The organism is Fluviibacter sp. (assembly GCF_057744235.1).
The window spans coordinates 235,298-251,735 of sequence record NZ_JBIJFP010000001.1; the positions used below are offsets into that span (position 1 = coordinate 235,298).

17 protein-coding genes are annotated in these 16,438 nt (G+C 58.0%); 9 read left to right on the forward strand and 8 right to left on the reverse strand.

Annotation, left to right across the window (positions count from 1 at the left end; genetic code table 11):
• The first annotated feature begins 54 nt into the window (after window positions 1-54).
• The 7 genes from recA to hprK are packed head-to-tail and all read left to right on the forward strand — an operon-like array spanning window position 55 to window position 5,856.
• Window positions 55-1,083 carry a recombinase RecA gene (gene recA / locus AC3GOJ_RS01120; RefSeq protein WP_488235605.1) on the forward strand — a complete coding sequence of 343 codons (1,029 nt, stop codon included), beginning with the start codon at window positions 55-57 and terminating at the stop codon, window positions 1,081-1,083.
• Window positions 1,084-1,103: 20 nt separating this feature from the next.
• Window positions 1,104-1,655, forward strand: a complete 552-nt coding sequence (locus AC3GOJ_RS01125) for a regulatory protein RecX (RefSeq protein ID WP_488235606.1) — start codon at window positions 1,104-1,106, stop codon at window positions 1,653-1,655.
• 35 nt (window positions 1,656-1,690) lie between these two features.
• The gene (lptB, locus tag AC3GOJ_RS01130; RefSeq protein WP_488235607.1) at window positions 1,691-2,428 is read left to right on the forward strand and encodes an LPS export ABC transporter ATP-binding protein; all 738 of its coding nucleotides are present in this window, start codon (window positions 1,691-1,693) and stop codon (window positions 2,426-2,428) included.
• Between the two features lie 38 nt (window positions 2,429-2,466).
• Window positions 2,467-3,987 (forward strand): RNA polymerase factor sigma-54, encoded by a 1,521-nt coding sequence (locus tag AC3GOJ_RS01135; protein WP_488235608.1) that lies wholly within the window; start codon window positions 2,467-2,469, stop codon window positions 3,985-3,987.
• Window positions 3,988-3,997: 10 nt separating this feature from the next.
• The gene (hpf, locus tag AC3GOJ_RS01140; RefSeq protein ID WP_488235609.1) at window positions 3,998-4,318 is read left to right on the forward strand and encodes a ribosome hibernation-promoting factor, HPF/YfiA family; all 321 of its coding nucleotides are present in this window, start codon (window positions 3,998-4,000) and stop codon (window positions 4,316-4,318) included.
• A gap of 48 nt (window positions 4,319-4,366) precedes the next feature.
• Window positions 4,367-4,822: a PTS sugar transporter subunit IIA gene (locus AC3GOJ_RS01145; RefSeq protein WP_488235610.1), complete on the forward strand. Its 456-nt coding sequence runs from the start codon at window positions 4,367-4,369 to the stop codon at window positions 4,820-4,822.
• Window positions 4,823-4,836: 14 nt separating this feature from the next.
• Window positions 4,837-5,856: an HPr(Ser) kinase/phosphatase gene (gene hprK, locus AC3GOJ_RS01150; protein ID WP_488235611.1), complete on the forward strand. Its 1,020-nt coding sequence runs from the start codon at window positions 4,837-4,839 to the stop codon at window positions 5,854-5,856.
• A 3-nt stretch (window positions 5,857-5,859) separates the two neighbouring features.
• Here hprK and ttcA read toward each other — a convergent pair whose 3' ends face one another.
• Window positions 5,860-6,789: a tRNA 2-thiocytidine(32) synthetase TtcA gene (ttcA, locus tag AC3GOJ_RS01155; protein ID WP_488235612.1), complete on the reverse strand. Its 930-nt coding sequence runs from the start codon at window positions 6,787-6,789 to the stop codon at window positions 5,860-5,862.
• Window positions 6,790-6,792: 3 nt separating this feature from the next.
• The gene (locus AC3GOJ_RS01160) at window positions 6,793-7,563 is read right to left on the reverse strand and encodes a pteridine reductase (protein ID WP_488235613.1); all 771 of its coding nucleotides are present in this window, start codon (window positions 7,561-7,563) and stop codon (window positions 6,793-6,795) included.
• On the opposite strand from AC3GOJ_RS01160, the gene AC3GOJ_RS01165 reads away from it, so the two are divergent.
• Complete coding sequence (locus tag AC3GOJ_RS01165; RefSeq protein ID WP_488235614.1) at window positions 7,472-8,854, forward strand: class I SAM-dependent methyltransferase; 1,383 nt, start codon at window positions 7,472-7,474, stop codon at window positions 8,852-8,854. The two genes, AC3GOJ_RS01160 and AC3GOJ_RS01165, sit on opposite strands and share 92 nt — an antisense overlap.
• A 56-nt stretch (window positions 8,855-8,910) precedes the next feature.
• Here the strand turns inward: AC3GOJ_RS01165 and AC3GOJ_RS01170 are convergent, their stop codons facing one another.
• From AC3GOJ_RS01170 to AC3GOJ_RS01185, 4 genes are all read right to left on the reverse strand, one after another.
• On the reverse strand, window positions 8,911-9,726 hold the full coding sequence (locus AC3GOJ_RS01170; protein WP_488235615.1) for an alpha/beta hydrolase: 816 nt from the start codon (window positions 9,724-9,726) through the stop codon (window positions 8,911-8,913).
• 10 nt (window positions 9,727-9,736) lie between these two features.
• Window positions 9,737-10,807, reverse strand: a complete 1,071-nt coding sequence (locus AC3GOJ_RS01175; protein WP_488235616.1) for a tRNA nucleotidyltransferase/poly(A) polymerase-related protein — start codon at window positions 10,805-10,807, stop codon at window positions 9,737-9,739.
• 39 nt (window positions 10,808-10,846) lie between these two features.
• On the reverse strand, window positions 10,847-11,803 hold the full coding sequence (locus AC3GOJ_RS01180) for a complex I NDUFA9 subunit family protein (protein ID WP_488235617.1): 957 nt from the start codon (window positions 11,801-11,803) through the stop codon (window positions 10,847-10,849).
• A 63-nt stretch (window positions 11,804-11,866) separates the two neighbouring features.
• Complete coding sequence (locus AC3GOJ_RS01185; RefSeq protein ID WP_488235618.1) at window positions 11,867-13,816, reverse strand: lytic transglycosylase domain-containing protein; 1,950 nt, start codon at window positions 13,814-13,816, stop codon at window positions 11,867-11,869.
• Between the two features lie 49 nt (window positions 13,817-13,865).
• Between AC3GOJ_RS01185 and AC3GOJ_RS01190 the strand changes: the two genes are divergently transcribed.
• Window positions 13,866-14,438: a 5-formyltetrahydrofolate cyclo-ligase gene (locus AC3GOJ_RS01190; protein WP_488235619.1), complete on the forward strand. Its 573-nt coding sequence runs from the start codon at window positions 13,866-13,868 to the stop codon at window positions 14,436-14,438.
• A gap of 17 nt (window positions 14,439-14,455) precedes the next feature.
• On the opposite strand, the gene AC3GOJ_RS01195 is transcribed toward AC3GOJ_RS01190, so the two are convergent.
• Entirely contained in the window at window positions 14,456-14,758 is a 303-nt protein-coding gene (locus AC3GOJ_RS01195) for a hypothetical protein (RefSeq protein WP_488235620.1), read from the reverse strand.
• Between the two features lie 20 nt (window positions 14,759-14,778).
• On the reverse strand, window positions 14,779-16,326 hold the full coding sequence (gene ilvA, locus AC3GOJ_RS01200) for a threonine ammonia-lyase, biosynthetic (RefSeq protein ID WP_488235621.1): 1,548 nt from the start codon (window positions 16,324-16,326) through the stop codon (window positions 14,779-14,781).
• Window positions 16,327-16,438 lie beyond the last annotated feature (112 nt).

Sequence of the window (16,438 nt, forward strand, 5' to 3'; positions counted from 1 at the left end):
GTGAGACTCTCATGGTGTGCAATAATCATTCCAATCTCTCATAAGGAAGTCAGCATGGACGACAACAAGGTCAAGGCACTGGGTGCCGCACTCGCCCAGATTGAAAAGCAGTTCGGTAAGGGCGCCATCATGAAGATGGGCGACGCCCAGATCGATCAGGGCATCCAGGCCGTTTCCACCGGCTCGCTGGGTCTGGATATGGCACTCGGTATCGGTGGTCTGCCGCGTGGCCGCGTTGTGGAAATCTACGGCCCGGAATCCTCGGGTAAAACCACGCTGACGCTACAGGTCATCGCCGCTGCCCAACGCGCGGGCGGTACCGCCGCCTTTATCGATGCCGAACACGCTCTGGATCCGGTTTACGCCGGCAAGCTGGGGGTGAATGTGCCTGATCTGATCATCTCTCAGCCGGACACCGGCGAACAGGGTCTGGAAATTGCCGACATGCTCGTTCGCTCAGGCGGCGTGGATATCATCGTCATCGACTCGGTCGCCGCACTGACGCCGCGTGCGGAAATCGAAGGTGAAATGGGTGACTCCATGATGGGTCTGCACGCCCGCCTGATGAGCCAGGCACTGCGTAAGCTGACCGGCAGCATCAAGAAGACCAACACGCTGGTGATCTTCATTAACCAGATCCGTATGAAGATCGGCGTGATGTTCGGCAACCCGGAAACCACCACCGGCGGTAACGCGCTCAAGTTCTACGCCTCGGTGCGTCTGGATATCCGCCGCATCGGTGCCATCAAGCGTGGCGACGAAGTCGTCGGTTCGGAAACCCGCGTCAAGGTCGTCAAGAACAAGGTGTCGCCCCCGTTCCGCGAAGCCATCTTTGATATCCTGTACGGCGAGGGGATCTCGCGTGAAGGCGAAATCATCGAGCTGGGTGTTGAACACAAGATCGTTGATAAGGCCGGTGCCTGGTACGCCTACAACGGCGAAAAGATCGGTCAGGGCAAGGATAACGTCCGCGAATTCCTGAAGACCCGCCCGGAGCTGGCCCAGGAAATCGAAGCTAAGATCATGGATGCGGCTGGTATCACCAAGGCAGGTGCCAAACCCACTGCCGGGGACGACGCTTAAGCTGAGGGGAGACCGCGAGATTGGCCAGCACGGCTGACGACCTGAGAGCTCGCGCCCTGCGCCTTCTGGCGCGGCGCGACTATTCACGTCAGGAACTGGCCACCAAACTGCTCAGCAAACCAGCACCACGTCCGACCAAACGCCACCCCGGTAATACACGGGATGTGTTTGAAACTGTGCTCGAAGCCGTCTACGAAGCCCCGACCGAATCCGATGTACAGGTACTGCTTGATGATCTGGAACGGCGCAAAATGCTGTCGGATGATCGTTACGCGGAAATGCGCATCCGGTTGCGGGCACCTCGTTACGGCAACACCCGCTTACAGCAGGAACTGGCACAGAAAGGTATCGACCGCGATACCATTGCTGCCGTACTATCGGAACAACCCGATGAGCTCAGCCGCTGTCAGGCGCTATGGCTGAAAAAGTTTGGCCAGGCACCCCGCGACATGAATGAGCGCATGAAGCAAACCCGTCATCTGGCCAGCCGCGGCTTTGCCATGCGCACCATTCAGCAAGTAATCCGCAGCGCAGGCAACGTCAACACCGACGAACTCACCGACACCCCCTGATCCATCATCCAACCAACCCTTCTCATCACTTCACCATGACCGACGCCAAACCCGCCATTCTTTCGGCCCGTAACCTCCGAAAGGTGTACCGCAAACGCACCGTCGTCAAAGACGTGTCGTTTGATGTGAGCGCCGGTGAAGTTGTGGGTTTGCTTGGCCCCAACGGGGCGGGTAAAACAACATGTTTCTACATGGTGGTCGGCCTGGTGCCAGCGGATGGGGGCAACATTACTCTGGCCAATGACGAGCTGGTGCATTTACCAATTCATCAGCGTGCCCATATGGGGATCTCCTACCTGCCACAGGAAGCCTCGGTCTTCCGCAAGCTCACCGTCGAAGAAAACATTCTGGCCGTCCTGCAGCTGCAGAAGCTAAGTGCCGACGAGGAGCACAGCCGACTGGAAACGCTGCTCGACGAGCTGGCCATCCAGCATATTCGTCACAGCCGTGCCGCAGCGCTCTCCGGCGGTGAACGTCGCCGTGTTGAAATCGCCCGTGCGCTGGCCACCCAACCGCGTTTCATTCTGCTCGACGAACCCTTCGCCGGGGTAGACCCGATTGCTGTGCTGGAGATTCAGAAGATCATCCGCTTTCTCAAAGAGCGTGGCATCGGCGTACTGATCACCGACCACAATGTGCGCGAAACCCTGGGTATTACTGATCGTGCCTACATCATCAGCGAGGGCACCGTACTGGCCTCAGGCCACCCTGCAGACATCATCGAAAACGAAGCGGTACGCCAGGTCTACCTGGGCGAGCACTTCCGCCTCTAAGCGCTTTTATTGACGCCCCCCAGCGACCGGAACACCCCATGAAGGCCAGCCTGCAACTCAAGGCCACGCAACATCTGACGATGACGCCACAACTGCAACAGTCGATCCGGCTGTTGCAACTGTCGTCGGTCGAACTCCAGCAGGAAGTCACCCAGGCACTGGCAGAGAACCCGATGCTCGAACGCGACGAGGGCGAAGAGGGTGACACCCCAGTCAACGATGCATCAGCGAATGAGACTCGCGACCATGATGCTGGGCAAGTCACCGACTTTAGGCATGACACCGCTCATGAACATCGCGAGTCACTGGATGCAACTGGCGAAGCACACGAACCTGCCAACGAGGGCATGACCGACACCGCCGAAGCCTTTGAGCAATCCAGCCCCATGGATATGGATGAAGGCCCCTACGCCTATTCATCGGCCAGCGGCAGCGATGATGGTGACAGCGACTACGAAGTCGGAAACTGCAGCACGCTGACCCTGCGCGAACATCTACTGGCACAAGCCGGGCTACTGCGCACGGCCTGGCGAGAACAGGCACTGGTCCGCGTGCTGATCGAAGCACTGGATGAGCGGGGCTACCTGACCAGTTCACTGGACGAAATTCTGGAAGCCTTACCACCGGACGAATCGGTGACGCTGGCCGAGCTAGAACACGCACTCAGCCAACTACAGGAGCTGGACCCACCCGGCGTTGGCGGCCGCGACCTGACGGAATGCCTGCTGCTGCAGCTCAAAGGTCTGAGCGATCCTGCCGTTGATCTGGCACGTCAACTGGTCGCGGAGTGCTTGCCCGCCTTGGCGCAACGCGACTTCACACTTATCCGCCGCAAAACCGGGGCCGATCTTGATGCCCTGCGCGATGCCCAGACGCTGATCCGCAGTTTGAACCCCCATCCCGGCAACACTTTTCTGGATGATGCGAGCCCCTACATCATCCCTGATGTGCTGGTCCGCAAGAAGCATGACGCTAGGGGTGAGCGCTGGTCCGCCATCACCAACCCTGACGCGCTGCCCCGCCTGAAAATCAACCGCCTCTATGCTGGCCTGCTGCGTCAGGCTAGCGGCGGGCACAGTGGATTGAGCGGCCAACTCCAGGAGGCGCGCTGGCTCATCAAGAACATCCAGCAACGTTTTGAAACCATTGAACGGGTGGCCCAGGCCATTGTGGACGAACAGGCCGCTTTTTTTGAAAAAGGTGAGCTGGCCATGCGTCCGCTGGTCCTGCGTGAGATTGCCGACCAGCTTGGCCTCCATGAATCGACGATTTCCCGGGTGACCTCCCAGAAATTCATGGCCACTCCGCGCGGAGTCTTTGAATTTAAATACTTTTTTGGTAGCCACGTGGGTACCGACGATGGCGGCGCGGCCTCTGCCACGGCCATTAAAGCCCGAATCAAGCAGCTAATCGGTGGAGAAAATCCGAAAAAACCACTGTCTGACCAACAAATTTGTGATCAATTTAGTGCCGAAGGCATTGTCGTAGCACGCCGGACCATAGCAAAATACCGTGAGGCGATGGGTCTCCCCACCGCCAGTTTGCGCAAGACCCTTTAGAGGAGGCAGTATGAATCTGCAAATCAGTGGTCATCATCTGGAAGTCAGCCCCGCTATCCGCGAATACGTGAGCCAGAAGTTGCAAAAGGTCACGCGCCATTTTGATCATGTGATCGATATGCACGTTGTATTGAGCGTCGAGAAGCTGAACCAGAAGGCCGAAGTCACCCTGCATGTCCCCGGCAAAGACATCTTTGTCGAAAGCGTTGATCCCAATCTTTATGCAGCGGTGGATGATCTGACCGACAAGCTGGATCGTCAGGTTCAGAAATATAAACAGAAGATTCAGGATCATGGTCGCGGCCACAGCGTCGCCAGCCATCTCGAATAACCCTCACTAAGAACAGCGGGCACCGGTTCGGTGCCCGCGTTTCATTCCATGAACGCTATTGCCCAACTACTCACCACGGACGCCATAGTCCTGACAGCGCAGCCTGCCACCAAGGAAGCGTTGTTCGAACAAGCCGCTGCCGCGCTCGGCCTGCGACTCGGTATGAACAGCACCGCCATCCTGGACTGTCTGCACATGCGTGAGCAACTTGGCTCCACGGGGCTAGGGCAGGGCGTAGGTATCCCGCACGGTCGTGTCAAAGGTCTGCGCCAGGTCACCGGCATGTTCTACCGCCTGAGCAAACCGATTCCGTTCGATGCACCCGATCATCGCCCGGTCGATCTGATCTTTTTCCTGCTGGTGCCGGAACAGAGCACCGAAGAACATTTGCAGCTGCTGTCCGAACTGGCCCAGGGTTTTTCCGATCCTGATTTCCGCGAACAGCTGCGCAGCAGTACCGGGGCTGAGGTTGTACTCCGCCTCTTCACACAACAGAATAGCTGATTGAACGATACCCCATGAAAGAACTCAGCGTCGCACAGCTCTACGAAGAATACAAAGAGAGCCTGGCGCTCAACTGGGTGGGTAGTGTGGGTTGTAACCGCAACATCCGGCTGATGGAGAAGGATGCCTATGGTTCCGATATCGTTGGCCACCTGAATATCATTCACCCGGAACGACTCCAGGTCGTGGGTATCGCAGAACAGAAGTGGTCCCTGCGTACACGCGCTACACGCCGCCAATCGGTGTACGAAGATCTCTGCCAGGCAGCGCCACCTGCCATCATCGTGGCCGATAGCCTGCCAGTGCTGGAAGAACTGCGTGATGCCTGCGAGAAAACCGGCACACCGCTGTTTTCTTCGGCGCGTTCATGCTCGGCCGTTATTGATCAGCTGCGCCACTACCTAGCACGTAAGCTAGCAGACACTACCAGCCTGCACGGTGTCTTTATGGATGTACTGGGCATGGGTGTCATGATCACCGGTGACTCCGGCTCCGGCAAAAGTGAACTGGCACTGGAACTCATATCACGTGGCCACGGCCTGGTGGCTGATGACGTGGTCGAACTCACCCGTGTTGCGCCTAATGTGATCGAGGGACGCTGCCCCGGTATCCTGCGCGATTTTCTGGAAGTGCGTGGCTTGGGTCTGCTCAACATCCGCACCATTTTTGGAGAAACCGCTTCACGCCGCAAAATGCGGCTCAAGCTCATTGTTCACTTGCACCGGCAACAACCCGGTGTTGATACACCGCGTCTGCCATTTGAAGCACAGACCCAGGAGATCCTAGGCGTCAATATCCGCAAGGTGAATATTCCGGTGGCCGCTGGACGTAACCTGGCCGTACTGCTGGAAGCCGCTGTCCGCAATACAATTTTACAGTTCCGTGGTATCGACAGCCTAAACGAATTCATCGCCCGCCAGCAGGAAGAGGTTCTTGCCCAGGAAGCCCTGACTGCTAAAAATGCGCAGCGTGCCCTGGCCCTGGATCCGGCTCATACCATTCAACCCAGTCATATCGACGACCCGTCGATCTAAGGTTCAAGCAGGCGTCGGGCGCGTCCCAAAGTTTATTATCTGCGGCGCATCGCTGGGTGCCGGTGTCTCACAACTGTCAGTGTCATACGACTCGCTGTCAAAAGCGATATCGCCACCACCAGCCGCTTCCGGATCGCCCAGCTGTAGGCCTTCAAAATCAAAAAGATTTCGATCACCCAGGTGAGACGGCACCACATTCTGAATCGCCGTCATCACCGACTCTGTACGACCCGGGTAACGCTGATCCCAATCGGCCATCATCTCCCGCACCTTCTGCCGCTGCAGGTTTTCCTGGGTACCACAGAGGTTGCAAGGAATAATCGGGAAGCCCACACCGCGTGCATAGCGGGCGATATCGACTTCGGGCACATAAGCCAACGGGCGAATCACCATAAAATCGCCGTTGTCCGTCACCAGCTTTGGCGGCATCGCCTTCAGCTTGCCGCCAAATAGCATGTTCAGAAACAGCGTGTGCACGATGTCATCTCGGTGGTGGCCCAACGCAATTTTGTTGGCACCCAACTCACTCGCTGTTTTATAAATGATGCCGCGACGCAGTCGCGAACACAGCGAACACGTGGTTTTACCCTCTGGCACTTTCTCTTTAACAATCGAGTAGGTGTCCTGCGTCACAATTCGATGTTCCACCCCCAGCTTAGCCAGATAGTTGGGCAGCACATCGGCCGGAAACCCCGGCTGCTTCTGATCCAGATTCATCGCAATGATGCGGAAATCAATCGGCGCCCGCTTACGTAATGCAAGTAATACGTCCAGCAAGGTATAGGAGTCTTTGCCACCCGACAGACACACCATCACCGTGTCGCCATCTTCGATCATCTTGTAATCGCCAATGGCCTTACCCACACGGTTCTCAATAAAACGGCGCAGCTTCAAAATGGTTTGTGAAAGATCTTCGGTGCTTTGATTCGTCATGATTCAAGTCGCCAGGTGAGCGCTACGGCCCCCATCAACATTAATAACCTGCCCCGTAATGTACGGCGCATCCAGCATTAAAAAGCGCACTGTCCGGGCAATATCTTCCGGTGTGCCAGCACGCTTGAGTAAGGTGTGTTGCACAATCGCCTGGCGCTCGGCATCAGCAAACTGGCCATCTTCCGGCCATAAAATCGGCCCTGGCGCCACCGCATTCACCCGCGCCTCGGGTGCCAGCTCAATGGCCAGTGCCCGCGTCAGGGTGAGCAGTGCGCCCTTGGCAGCGGCATACAGTGGGTAACCTGCCAGCGGTCGTTCGGCATGAATATCGGTAATGTTAATCAGACACCCGTTGCTCGCCCGCAAATGCGGTGCGGCTGCCTGCGCCAGAAACAGCGGTGCCTTGAAATTGCTCCCCACCAGATCGTGCCAGTCGGTTTCGCTAATCTGCCCCAGTGGCGTAGGAAAGAACGACGAGGCATTGCACACCAGGCCATCGAGTCTGCCAAAGTGACCCACAACTTCGTTCACCAGGGGCGCAATGCTGGTCGTATCCAGCAGATCGGCCTGCACCACTAAAGCCGAATCTGCCCGCAGTCCATTGAGTTGTACTGCCAGGGCCTCGGCATCCAGAACCGATTGACGGGCATGCAATGCTACCCGGTTGCCCGAGGCGTGCAGCATGGTGGCAATCGTGGCCCCCACGCGACGTGCCGCCCCAGTGATTAACATCACCGGCGAAGGCATCTCGGACAAAGTAGGTGTTTTTGGCATGACGCGTATTGTCGCATGCGCTATCCTCCTGCTCTACTGCCAATTACCTGTCATCGTCATGAGCCTGCCACCAATCATTCAGCCTGCCACGCCCCGTGGCAAGGATCCGCTGCCTCAGCCGGAGGCCGAAGCACAGCGCTTTAGTCAGGCACTCTCCGAAACGATGGTCGCGGCGATTGAGGAAGCCGGTGGCTGGATCCCCTTCTCCGAATTCATGTCACTCTCCCTCTACGCACCAGGCCTGGGGTACTACAGTGGTGGCGCGCATAAATTCGGGGCGGCCGGCGACTTTGTCACTGGCCCAGAAATGACGCCGCTGTTCGGGCAAACCCTAGCGCGTACGATTGCTCCCCTGCTGACCGCCAGCCACCCCATCCTCACGGAAGCCGGTGCGGGCACCGGCAAACTGGCAGCGGATCTGCTACAAACCCTGGAGACCATGAACGCACTGCCCGAGCGCTACAACATTCTGGAACTCTCGGCAGAGCTCGCAGCACGGCAACGCGCACACCTGTCAGCCACCGTACCCCACCTGCTCAATCGGGTCACCTGGTTGGAAACCCTACCGAAGCAGCTGGACGGCGTCATCATCGGTAACGAAGTCCTCGATGCCATGCCCGTTGAACTGGTGCACTGGCAAGCCGGGCAGGGGAAACGCCTCGGTGTCAGCGTAGAAAACATCGATGGCGGCATCCGTTTTATGACTGCGCCTGGCGTCACCAGCCCGGAGCGCGCCGCACACATCCGTGCCCTCGCTGAAAAATACCAGTGGCCTGATGACTACACGACAGAAATTCCCGAAGCGGGCCCGGCCTGGATCAGCACGCTGGCGCAACGTCTGACACAAGGGGCCTTGTTGCTCATCGACTACGGTTTCCCGCGACACGAGTTCTACCACCACGAACGCACCGGCGGCACACTGATGTGCCACTACCGTCACCGCGCCCATCCCGACCCTTTCTATTGGCCCGGTCTGCAGGACATTACCGCGCACGTCGACTTTACGGCGATTGCCGAAGCAGGTTTCGATGCTGGGATGGAAGTCGCCGGCTACTGTACCCAAGCCGGCTGGCTCATGGATGCCGGGCTGCTTGAGTTACTGTCCGCACAGCAGCCTCGGGATTACGCCCAGGCTGATGCCCAATGGGTGCGTACGCAACACGCGGTGCAAACCCTGCTGTCGCCTGCCGAGATGGGCGAGTTCTTCAAAGTCATCCTGCTCACGAAAGACCTGCCGGCCAATCTACAAATTCCGGGTTTCTTACGCAGCGATCGGTCGCATACGCTCTAATTAAAACCTATCGAGATTGCTGGCCTTCGAGAACTAGGTAGAATTTTGCGATCTCGCTACGGTGCATCCTGCATGACAGCCTTCAACCAATCGTGCACCACACCCGCGACGTGATCCCAGTCCCGCTCCAGCATTAGGCCATGGCCCATGCCGGGAAAAACGACCGGTTCGACGCCGTAGATCTCTGCCGTATCACGCACCTGGTTGGCCGGGATGATGTGATCCAGCTCGGCGCCAATAATCAGTTTGGGTACCGGATTCAAGCGCTCGGGTTTAATGAGGTTGAACATGGTCATATCCCAAATCGCGCGTTGCGATTCCACCTGCGAAAGCATCAAATAGCGCTGTAAATCGGACAAGGATGCCGGCTGCGCAAAAAGCGCGTCTTTGAGCGAATCAATATCGACAGGGCCACCGGTCATTAACTGGGACAGATTACCCAGCAGATCAGGACGCGACCAGATCATGGAAAGCGAGCTGGCCAACAGGCCTTTGGGGGGGACCGAACACATGAGCACGGCGGCAGGAAAGCTGGCTTGCTCCAGGCACTTCTGCACCACAAAGCCCCCCATGGAATGGCCGATGAGAATGGGCGGTTCGCCGAGCTCCGCCACCACCTGCATGACATCGGCGACGTAGTGGTCAATGCCCCACTGGCCCAGTAACTCATGGCCTTCGCTGCCGCCATGCCCCCGGACGGAAATAGCATGCGCCGGCCAACCGCGTTCGGCAAACCATTCGAGAAAGTGTTCCGACCAGACCCAAGCCGCCGTAAAGGCGCCGTGCACAAACAATAGCGGGGTACGGTGCCTACCCTTACTCGGGTAGCGGCTGATGACTTCCAGCGAGAGGGCTTCTTGATTTTGGAACAAGGCAATTTCCTCAGACGAGATTCTGTATGGCTTCGATTCGCGCATCCCGGATCCGGGTGGCAATGTGTTCCTGAGTTCTGACAGACAACGCGATGGCACCTGCGTCCACGCCGGCGGCAGCCGCTTGCATGGCCTGCCATTCACTCACAACTGACAGATCAGCGCCCAGACACGGCAAGGTGGCGAGCAGGCTATTGAAACGATCCGCTCGGCGTAGGGCATCACAACGTTCCAAGACATTGAGACGATCCTCGGCAGTCAATACCGCCGGCTGCATGAGTGCCGTGCGATGACGCACGAGCAACAAGGCCAGATCGCGACAATCGGAAGGCAAGCGCAAGTGCTCAGCGATTTCGCTCACCTGTTCCGGCGTGCACGCAGCCAACCAAAGTGCGACACGTTGCGACAAATCGAAATTGGCCTTCGCAACGGCGTTCAGGCGGCCGACGGTTTGAGGAATGACCGGGAACAAATCGACGCTGGCACCGCAGGCATCGAGCTCGGCGAACATGCGCTCGGGTTGCTCGGCCATGAGGCCACGCGATACTTCTTGCCAGACACGCTCAGCGACGAGATGTTTGGTTTCACCGGCACGCACCATCTGTTGCATAAGTGTCAGCGTTTCAGGTGCCACGCTGAATTCTGGGAAGCGGGCGGCAAAGCGCGCCAGGCGCAGAATTCGTACCGGATCTTCGGCGAAGGCTGGACTTACATGGCGCAGCACTCGTGTGGCAAGATCCTGCTGGCCATTGTAGGGATCAATCACGTTGCCATCGGCATCTTCAGCCATGGCGTTGATGGTCAGGTCCCGGCGGGCGAGATCCTCTTCCAGCGTCACATCAGGCGCAGCGTAACAACTGAAGCCATGATACCCGTGTCCCGTCTTACGCTCGGTGCGCGCCAGCGCATATTCTTCGTGAGTCTCGGGGTGCAGAAAAACGGGGAAATCTTTGCCTACAGGCGTGTAGCCGGCGGCCAGCATGTCTTCAGGGGAACTGCCCACAACCACATAATCCCGGTCACCCGGCGTGAGGCCAAGTAGGCGATCACGAACTGCACCACCGACCACATAGATGTTCACGACCTCAATGCCTCAGCCGTGGTGCAATGTCTAACGGGCTTAGCGGCCAGCGCGGCTGCGGTATTCCGCAAACTGGGCAGCATCACCGCTATCGAGCAGGTAGAGCGGTGCCACGGCTTCCAGCGGTTGCGGATTCCAGCCCGGCGGCACCTGGCAGCCAGCAGCGCAGACGCTGTCGATTTCCATCGAGCGAATATTGTCTGCCGACATCGGCGGATTAGGCAGCACCGACAGGAGTGCCGCCTGGAAGTAGGCCATGTGCTCCGACAGCGGAATCACACGACGCTTGTAACCGATGACTTCACCCGTGTATTCGACAATTTCCTTGAGCGTGTAGACCTTGGGGCCACAAAGATCATAGGCCTGGTTTTCCATGGCCGGATTGGTCAGCGCCTGCACAAAAGCATTGGCGACGTCATTCACGGCTACCGGCTGGAAACGGGCATTGGCACAGCCCAGCGGCATCATCGGGAACGCCCGCAGCAGCTTGGCGAAGGTATTGATGAACGAATCACGGGCACCGAAGATCACCGACGGACGGAAGATCGTGGTCACAAGACCCGAACTGGTCACGATGGCTTCACCATCGGCTTTGGAACGCAGGTACTCGGAGGGGGCTTTCTTGCCTGCATGCAGGGCGCTCATGTGCAGCAGACGCTTCACACCGGCCGCCTGGCAACCTGCGACAATCTTCTTGACCAGTTCGACGTGCGCTGCGGCAAATTGCTTGCCATAGGGCAGACCCGGATCACTGTGCAGCACACCGACGAGGTTAATCACGGCATCGGCACCAACGGCCAGATGGGCGAGCACACCCTCATCGCTGATATCGGCTTCGACCAGCGTCACGCTTGGCAGCATGGTGACATCGCGATTCTTTTCGTAACGACGGGTCGGGATCGTGACATGCACGCCTGCATCGACCAGTACACGGGCCAGATGACGGCCAACAAAACCGGTGCCACCAATGAGGAGAATTTTCTGGTTCTTCAGCATGAGTCTTCCTTGGTCAATCGTCTGATCAGTGATTAGTCGAGCAAAACGCTATTTTATGCCATTTCAGGGCAGTTCTGGCATCGAATCTTTGACGGGACGCGGGGCGATGGTCCCCAACATGATCTTGAGCGAGGGCGAATTGCCGGTCATGACCGTCTGGTAGAACACAGCATTACTCATGACCTTCTTCACATAATCCCGTGTTTCGGAAAACGGGATCGTTTCGGCATAGATCGCACCCTCCAGCGGTTTCACATCTCGCCACTTGCGGGCGCGCCCGGGGCCGGCGTTGTAAGCGGCCGAAGCCAGTACCGGGTGGTTATCCAGACTTTCCAGCACCAGACGCATGTAGGTGGTGCCCAGCATGACATTGGTATCGGGGTCGTGCAGATCACCCGGGCCCAGTTTGACGCCGATCTTGTTGGCGACCCACTTGCCGGTAGAGGGCATGACCTGCATGAGACCAGCGGCACCGACATTGGATTTGGCGTTCGTGACAAAACGGCTCTCCTGCCGCATGAGCCCATAGACCCAGGCTTTATCCAGATTCTGGCGGTCGGAGTGCACCATGATCTTGTCTGCGTGCGGCGTCGGAAAACGCAATTTGTAGTTATGTTCTTCTTTCGTGCGGTCTGCGGCGCTGATTGATCGGTCAATGATCTGATTCCGCTGCGCAATTTCGGCGGCGGCCAGCAACTGGCGATCATTCATGCCGCGCAGCGCCCAACTCCATTCCTTTACACCCTCGGGGCGCAGATCCAGACGGTACATGGCCAACGCCCGGCGAATACCCGGCTGGCGCTCGACTGCCCGGATTTCATCCGCGCTGATCGGCGCGGCCTGTTGTGGGAGCTTGGCGCGACCGCCCAGCTCTTCGGTGGCCAGTACACCGTAGAAATTAGGCTGGCCGGCAATCCGTTTGAATTGATCTTCCGCAGCGCTATCGCGCCCCTGCGCTTTGAAAGCACGACCCAGCCAATAGACCCACTCCGGAGAGCTGATCATCGGCTCAGGCATGGCTTCGATATCTTTACGAACCAGACTCCAGTCCTGAGCACGGAGGGCCACCCGTACCCGCCAGGCCATCGCATCATCAGGCAACAGCACCGTACCACTTTTCTTCACAGCATCGAGTGCCTCAGGGCTTTGCTGGATGCCCAGCTGCCAACCAATGATGCCCCACACGTATTCCTGCTGGGCTTTGTCCAGATTGCTGCCGTAACGCTTGAGTGCCGGCATGGCACTCGCAGGCTCATTCCGCGCCATGCGCACCAGGGCCAGCGTCACCAGTTCTTTCTGGGTTTCATCATTAGGTGTGCCGACCCGCTCCAGATAAATCACGGGCTTCCCGAGTACCGCATCCAGTCCACCGGCCGCATCATTTGCATTGATTCGCATGATGGACAACGTCTGCCGGGCCATGCCCAGCTTGTTCATGGCCACCTGACGGCGGGCCCGCAGCCAGCCATCGCTGGCTTTAAGCTCACCATTAGCCCACATGGCATCAAACAGTGTCTGACAGGCATCCGGCGAATCCACCCCGGTGTTCCACAAGGCCCGTGCCTGGTCTTTGGCAGCGCTGTCGCCGTTATTCACACGGGGCAGTAGGGCGTAGCACTGCACATCCGGATCCGGCTGAAGCATCAGCACGCCCTGCTGGGCGACCAGTGTCCAGTTGCCCTGTTTGGCCTGGGCACGAATCCAGTCGGCCCGCAGCAACTCCGCTGGTCGTTCACCGTCATATTTTTTGAGAAACGCCTGGATATCCGGGCTATCGGTCGTCAGCTGCGGCTTGAGCAACCATGACTCCACATAGGGCGCTAACTCATGTTGCCTGAGCTGCGGGTACAGCGCCTCGGCTTTACCCAACTGGCCATTTTTAACGGCATCACGCGCGCTGAGGTAGGCAGCATCCTGCGCGACAGCCAGCGACACCACGGAAAAGAGCACGATACCGATTGCCCGCTTGAGCAACAAAGAAACCGTCGAGGGAGCTGAACACGCAGAGATCATCTTGAAAACCAGGCAGTAAAAAACAACGCAATATGCTAGTGTCCGGTCTATGTCGAACCCGCCGGATGAAAAATTCTATCGCAGTACGCTGCGTACGCGCATGAAAGCGTGGCGCCGCACACTCTCGGCAGATGATCATGCCGTTTTCAGTCGCCGAATCTGCGACACCTTGGAACAGTATTTCCATCCGCCCGCATCACCGTTTGCCTTTTATTCGCCAATCACCAAAGAACCGGATATCACCCCGCTGATGCATGAGTGGTATGCCGCCGGTGTTGGGGTCTGCCTGCCGCGGGTCACGACACCGTGCACGCCGTTGTCCTTTTATCTGTGGGATCCGAACATCCGCCCCACCCTGGATGATGCCGGCATCGTGGCACCCCCTGCTAACCCAGCGAAACTGGTAACACCAAAATACCTGTTCATTCCTTGCCTGGGACTCGATAAAGCCGGTTATCGCCTGGGTTACGGCGGGGGTTATTACGACCGTACGCTGCCCTTATTACCCGGCGTTAAAACGATTGGCGTGCTGTTCTCTGGGCAGCTACTGGACGACATCCACCCGCAGCCGCACGACGTACCGCTTGATGGCTGGATTACCGAAGAAGGCCTAGTGCTCTAGCCTGACTGGCAGCGTTGTTAATCGTGTGTCGGGTTACTAACCGGGCGCTTAAGCAACACCGAAGTGACGACGGCCATCAATGCAGCCTCACCCAATGCAAGCAGCGCATCAGGCTGATCAAAGAGTGTGCTTTGCACTGTGAAAAAGGCCGTGTTCAGAACGCGATTCAGCGCCAACATGAGCAACAAGGCCCACCAGAAACGCAGCCCCTGCACACCACCGGAGCCCGGCAACCGCGGCAATACCCGGCAAAGGGCCCAGCCTAGCAATACCAGCGCGCCGGCCAGCAGGTACGCGGTCAGTTCAAATGGCGAGAGCATGGGTCTGTAGACTTTGTTGATCAGGCCAAAAACAGCTTGTAGGCCGGGTTGTCGCGTTCATCGCGGTACGGATAACCCAACCCCGAGAGGAACGCCTGAAACGCGGCCATGTCCTGCGGCGGCACCTGAAAACCCACCAGCACACGACCAAAGTCGGCGCCATGATTGCGGTAGTGGAACAGACTGATGTTCCAGCCGGCACTCATGTTCTCCAGGAACTTCATTAAAGCCCCGGGCCGCTCGGGAAACTCGAAGCGATAGACCAGCTCATGCAGCACACCTGCCACTTTGGGCGTATGGCCGCCGACCATGTACCGCACATGCAACTTGGCCATTTCATCATCGGTCAGGTCGAGTGCCGCATAACCCTCGGCCTGCAGTGTGGCGATAAGTGCCCCAACCTCAGCGCGCTTGGTCGTCTGAATGCCGACGAAGACATGCGCAGCCCCAGGATCATTGTAACGATAATTGAATTCGGTAATGCTGCGGTTACCGAGCAGCGAGAGGAACTTGCGGTAGGCGCCCGGTTGCTCGGGCAGTGTCACGGCAAGAATGGCTTCCCGCTGCTCACCCAGCTCAGCGCGCTCGGCGACAAAGCGTAGGCGGTCAAAGTTCATATTGGCACCCGAGGCCACGGCAACCAGGGTTTTACCCTGTGCATCATTTTGTGCTGCCCAGACCTTCATACCGGCCACCGCCAGCGCACCGGCCGGTTCCAGTACCGAACGCGTGTCTTCAAACACATCCTTGATGGCTGCGCAGATGGCATCGTTATCGACACGAATCATCTCGTCGACATAGGCTTCGGCAATCCGGAAGCACTCCCCACCCACCTGTTTCACGGCGGCACCATCCGCAAACAGCCCCACCTGATCCAGGCGTACGCTATGGCCCGCGGCCAGTGACTGGGTCATGGCATCGGCATCAACGGCCTCGACGCCAATAATCTTAATTTCCGGGCGGACCTGTTTGACGGCTGCCGCCACACCGGCGATCAGACCACCCCCACCCACGCAGCAGAAAATGGCTTCAATGGGTTTGGGGTGCTGACGCATGATCTCCAGACCCACGGTGCCCTGCCCAGCAATGACATCCGGATCATCGAAGGGGTGCACAAAGGTGAACCCTTCTTCTTTTTCCAGGCGACGGGCCTCATTGTAGGCATCGTCAAAAGAGTCGCCGAACAGCACGACTTCGCCGCCGCGCGAACGCACGGCATTGACCTTGATGCCGGGCGTGGTGGTCGGCATGACGATCACGGCGCGACAGCCTAGCTTCTGGGCAGACAGGGCCACACCCTGAGCATGGTTTCCGGCTGAAGCCGCAACGACACCGCGTTTAAGGGCATCAGCCGGCAGTTTGGCCATTTTGTTATACGCCCCGCGTAGCTTGAACGAAAACACGGGTTGCTGGTCTTCCCGCTTGAAAAAGACCTCGTTACCGATCCGGCGCGACAGGTTAGGCGCGTAGTCGAGCGGCGACTCAATGGCCACGTCATAAACCTGGGCAGCCTCGATACGGCACAGATAGTCGGTTAACGGAAAAGGCCCTTCGGTTTTTGAGGTCATAGCAGCGTTCGAAATCTTTGAAAAAGCGCACCAGAAAACGGTTCTGGCCCTGCTTTCCATTATACCGATGCGCTACAATATGCGTTCCGAAAATGGCCTGGGTATTGACCTT

What these genes read in the sequence shown, in the direction of transcription:
- recA (WP_488235605.1), top strand. Translation starts at nt 55, where the DNA reads ATGGACGACAACAAGGTCAAGGCACTGGGTGCCGCACTCGCCCAGATT.
- lptB (WP_488235607.1), top strand. Translation starts at nt 1,691, where the DNA reads ATGACCGACGCCAAACCCGCCATTCTTTCGGCCCGTAACCTCCGAAAG.
- AC3GOJ_RS01135 (WP_488235608.1), top strand. Translation starts at nt 2,467, where the DNA reads ATGAAGGCCAGCCTGCAACTCAAGGCCACGCAACATCTGACGATGACG.
- hpf (WP_488235609.1), top strand. Translation starts at nt 3,998, where the DNA reads ATGAATCTGCAAATCAGTGGTCATCATCTGGAAGTCAGCCCCGCTATC.
- AC3GOJ_RS01145 (WP_488235610.1), top strand. Translation starts at nt 4,367, where the DNA reads ATGAACGCTATTGCCCAACTACTCACCACGGACGCCATAGTCCTGACA.
- hprK (WP_488235611.1), top strand. Translation starts at nt 4,837, where the DNA reads ATGAAAGAACTCAGCGTCGCACAGCTCTACGAAGAATACAAAGAGAGC.
- ttcA (WP_488235612.1), bottom strand. Translation starts at nt 6,789, where the DNA reads ATGACGAATCAAAGCACCGAAGATCTTTCACAAACCATTTTGAAGCTG.
- AC3GOJ_RS01165 (WP_488235614.1), top strand. Translation starts at nt 7,472, where the DNA reads ATGGTGGCAATCGTGGCCCCCACGCGACGTGCCGCCCCAGTGATTAAC.
- AC3GOJ_RS01160 (WP_488235613.1), bottom strand. Translation starts at nt 7,563, where the DNA reads ATGCCAAAAACACCTACTTTGTCCGAGATGCCTTCGCCGGTGATGTTA.
- AC3GOJ_RS01180 (WP_488235617.1), bottom strand. Translation starts at nt 11,803, where the DNA reads ATGCTGAAGAACCAGAAAATTCTCCTCATTGGTGGCACCGGTTTTGTT.
- AC3GOJ_RS01185 (WP_488235618.1), bottom strand. Translation starts at nt 13,816, where the DNA reads ATGATCTCTGCGTGTTCAGCTCCCTCGACGGTTTCTTTGTTGCTCAAG.
- AC3GOJ_RS01190 (WP_488235619.1), top strand. Translation starts at nt 13,866, where the DNA reads ATGTCGAACCCGCCGGATGAAAAATTCTATCGCAGTACGCTGCGTACG.
- AC3GOJ_RS01195 (WP_488235620.1), bottom strand. Translation starts at nt 14,758, where the DNA reads ATGCTCTCGCCATTTGAACTGACCGCGTACCTGCTGGCCGGCGCGCTG.
- ilvA (WP_488235621.1), bottom strand. Translation starts at nt 16,326, where the DNA reads ATGACCTCAAAAACCGAAGGGCCTTTTCCGTTAACCGACTATCTGTGC.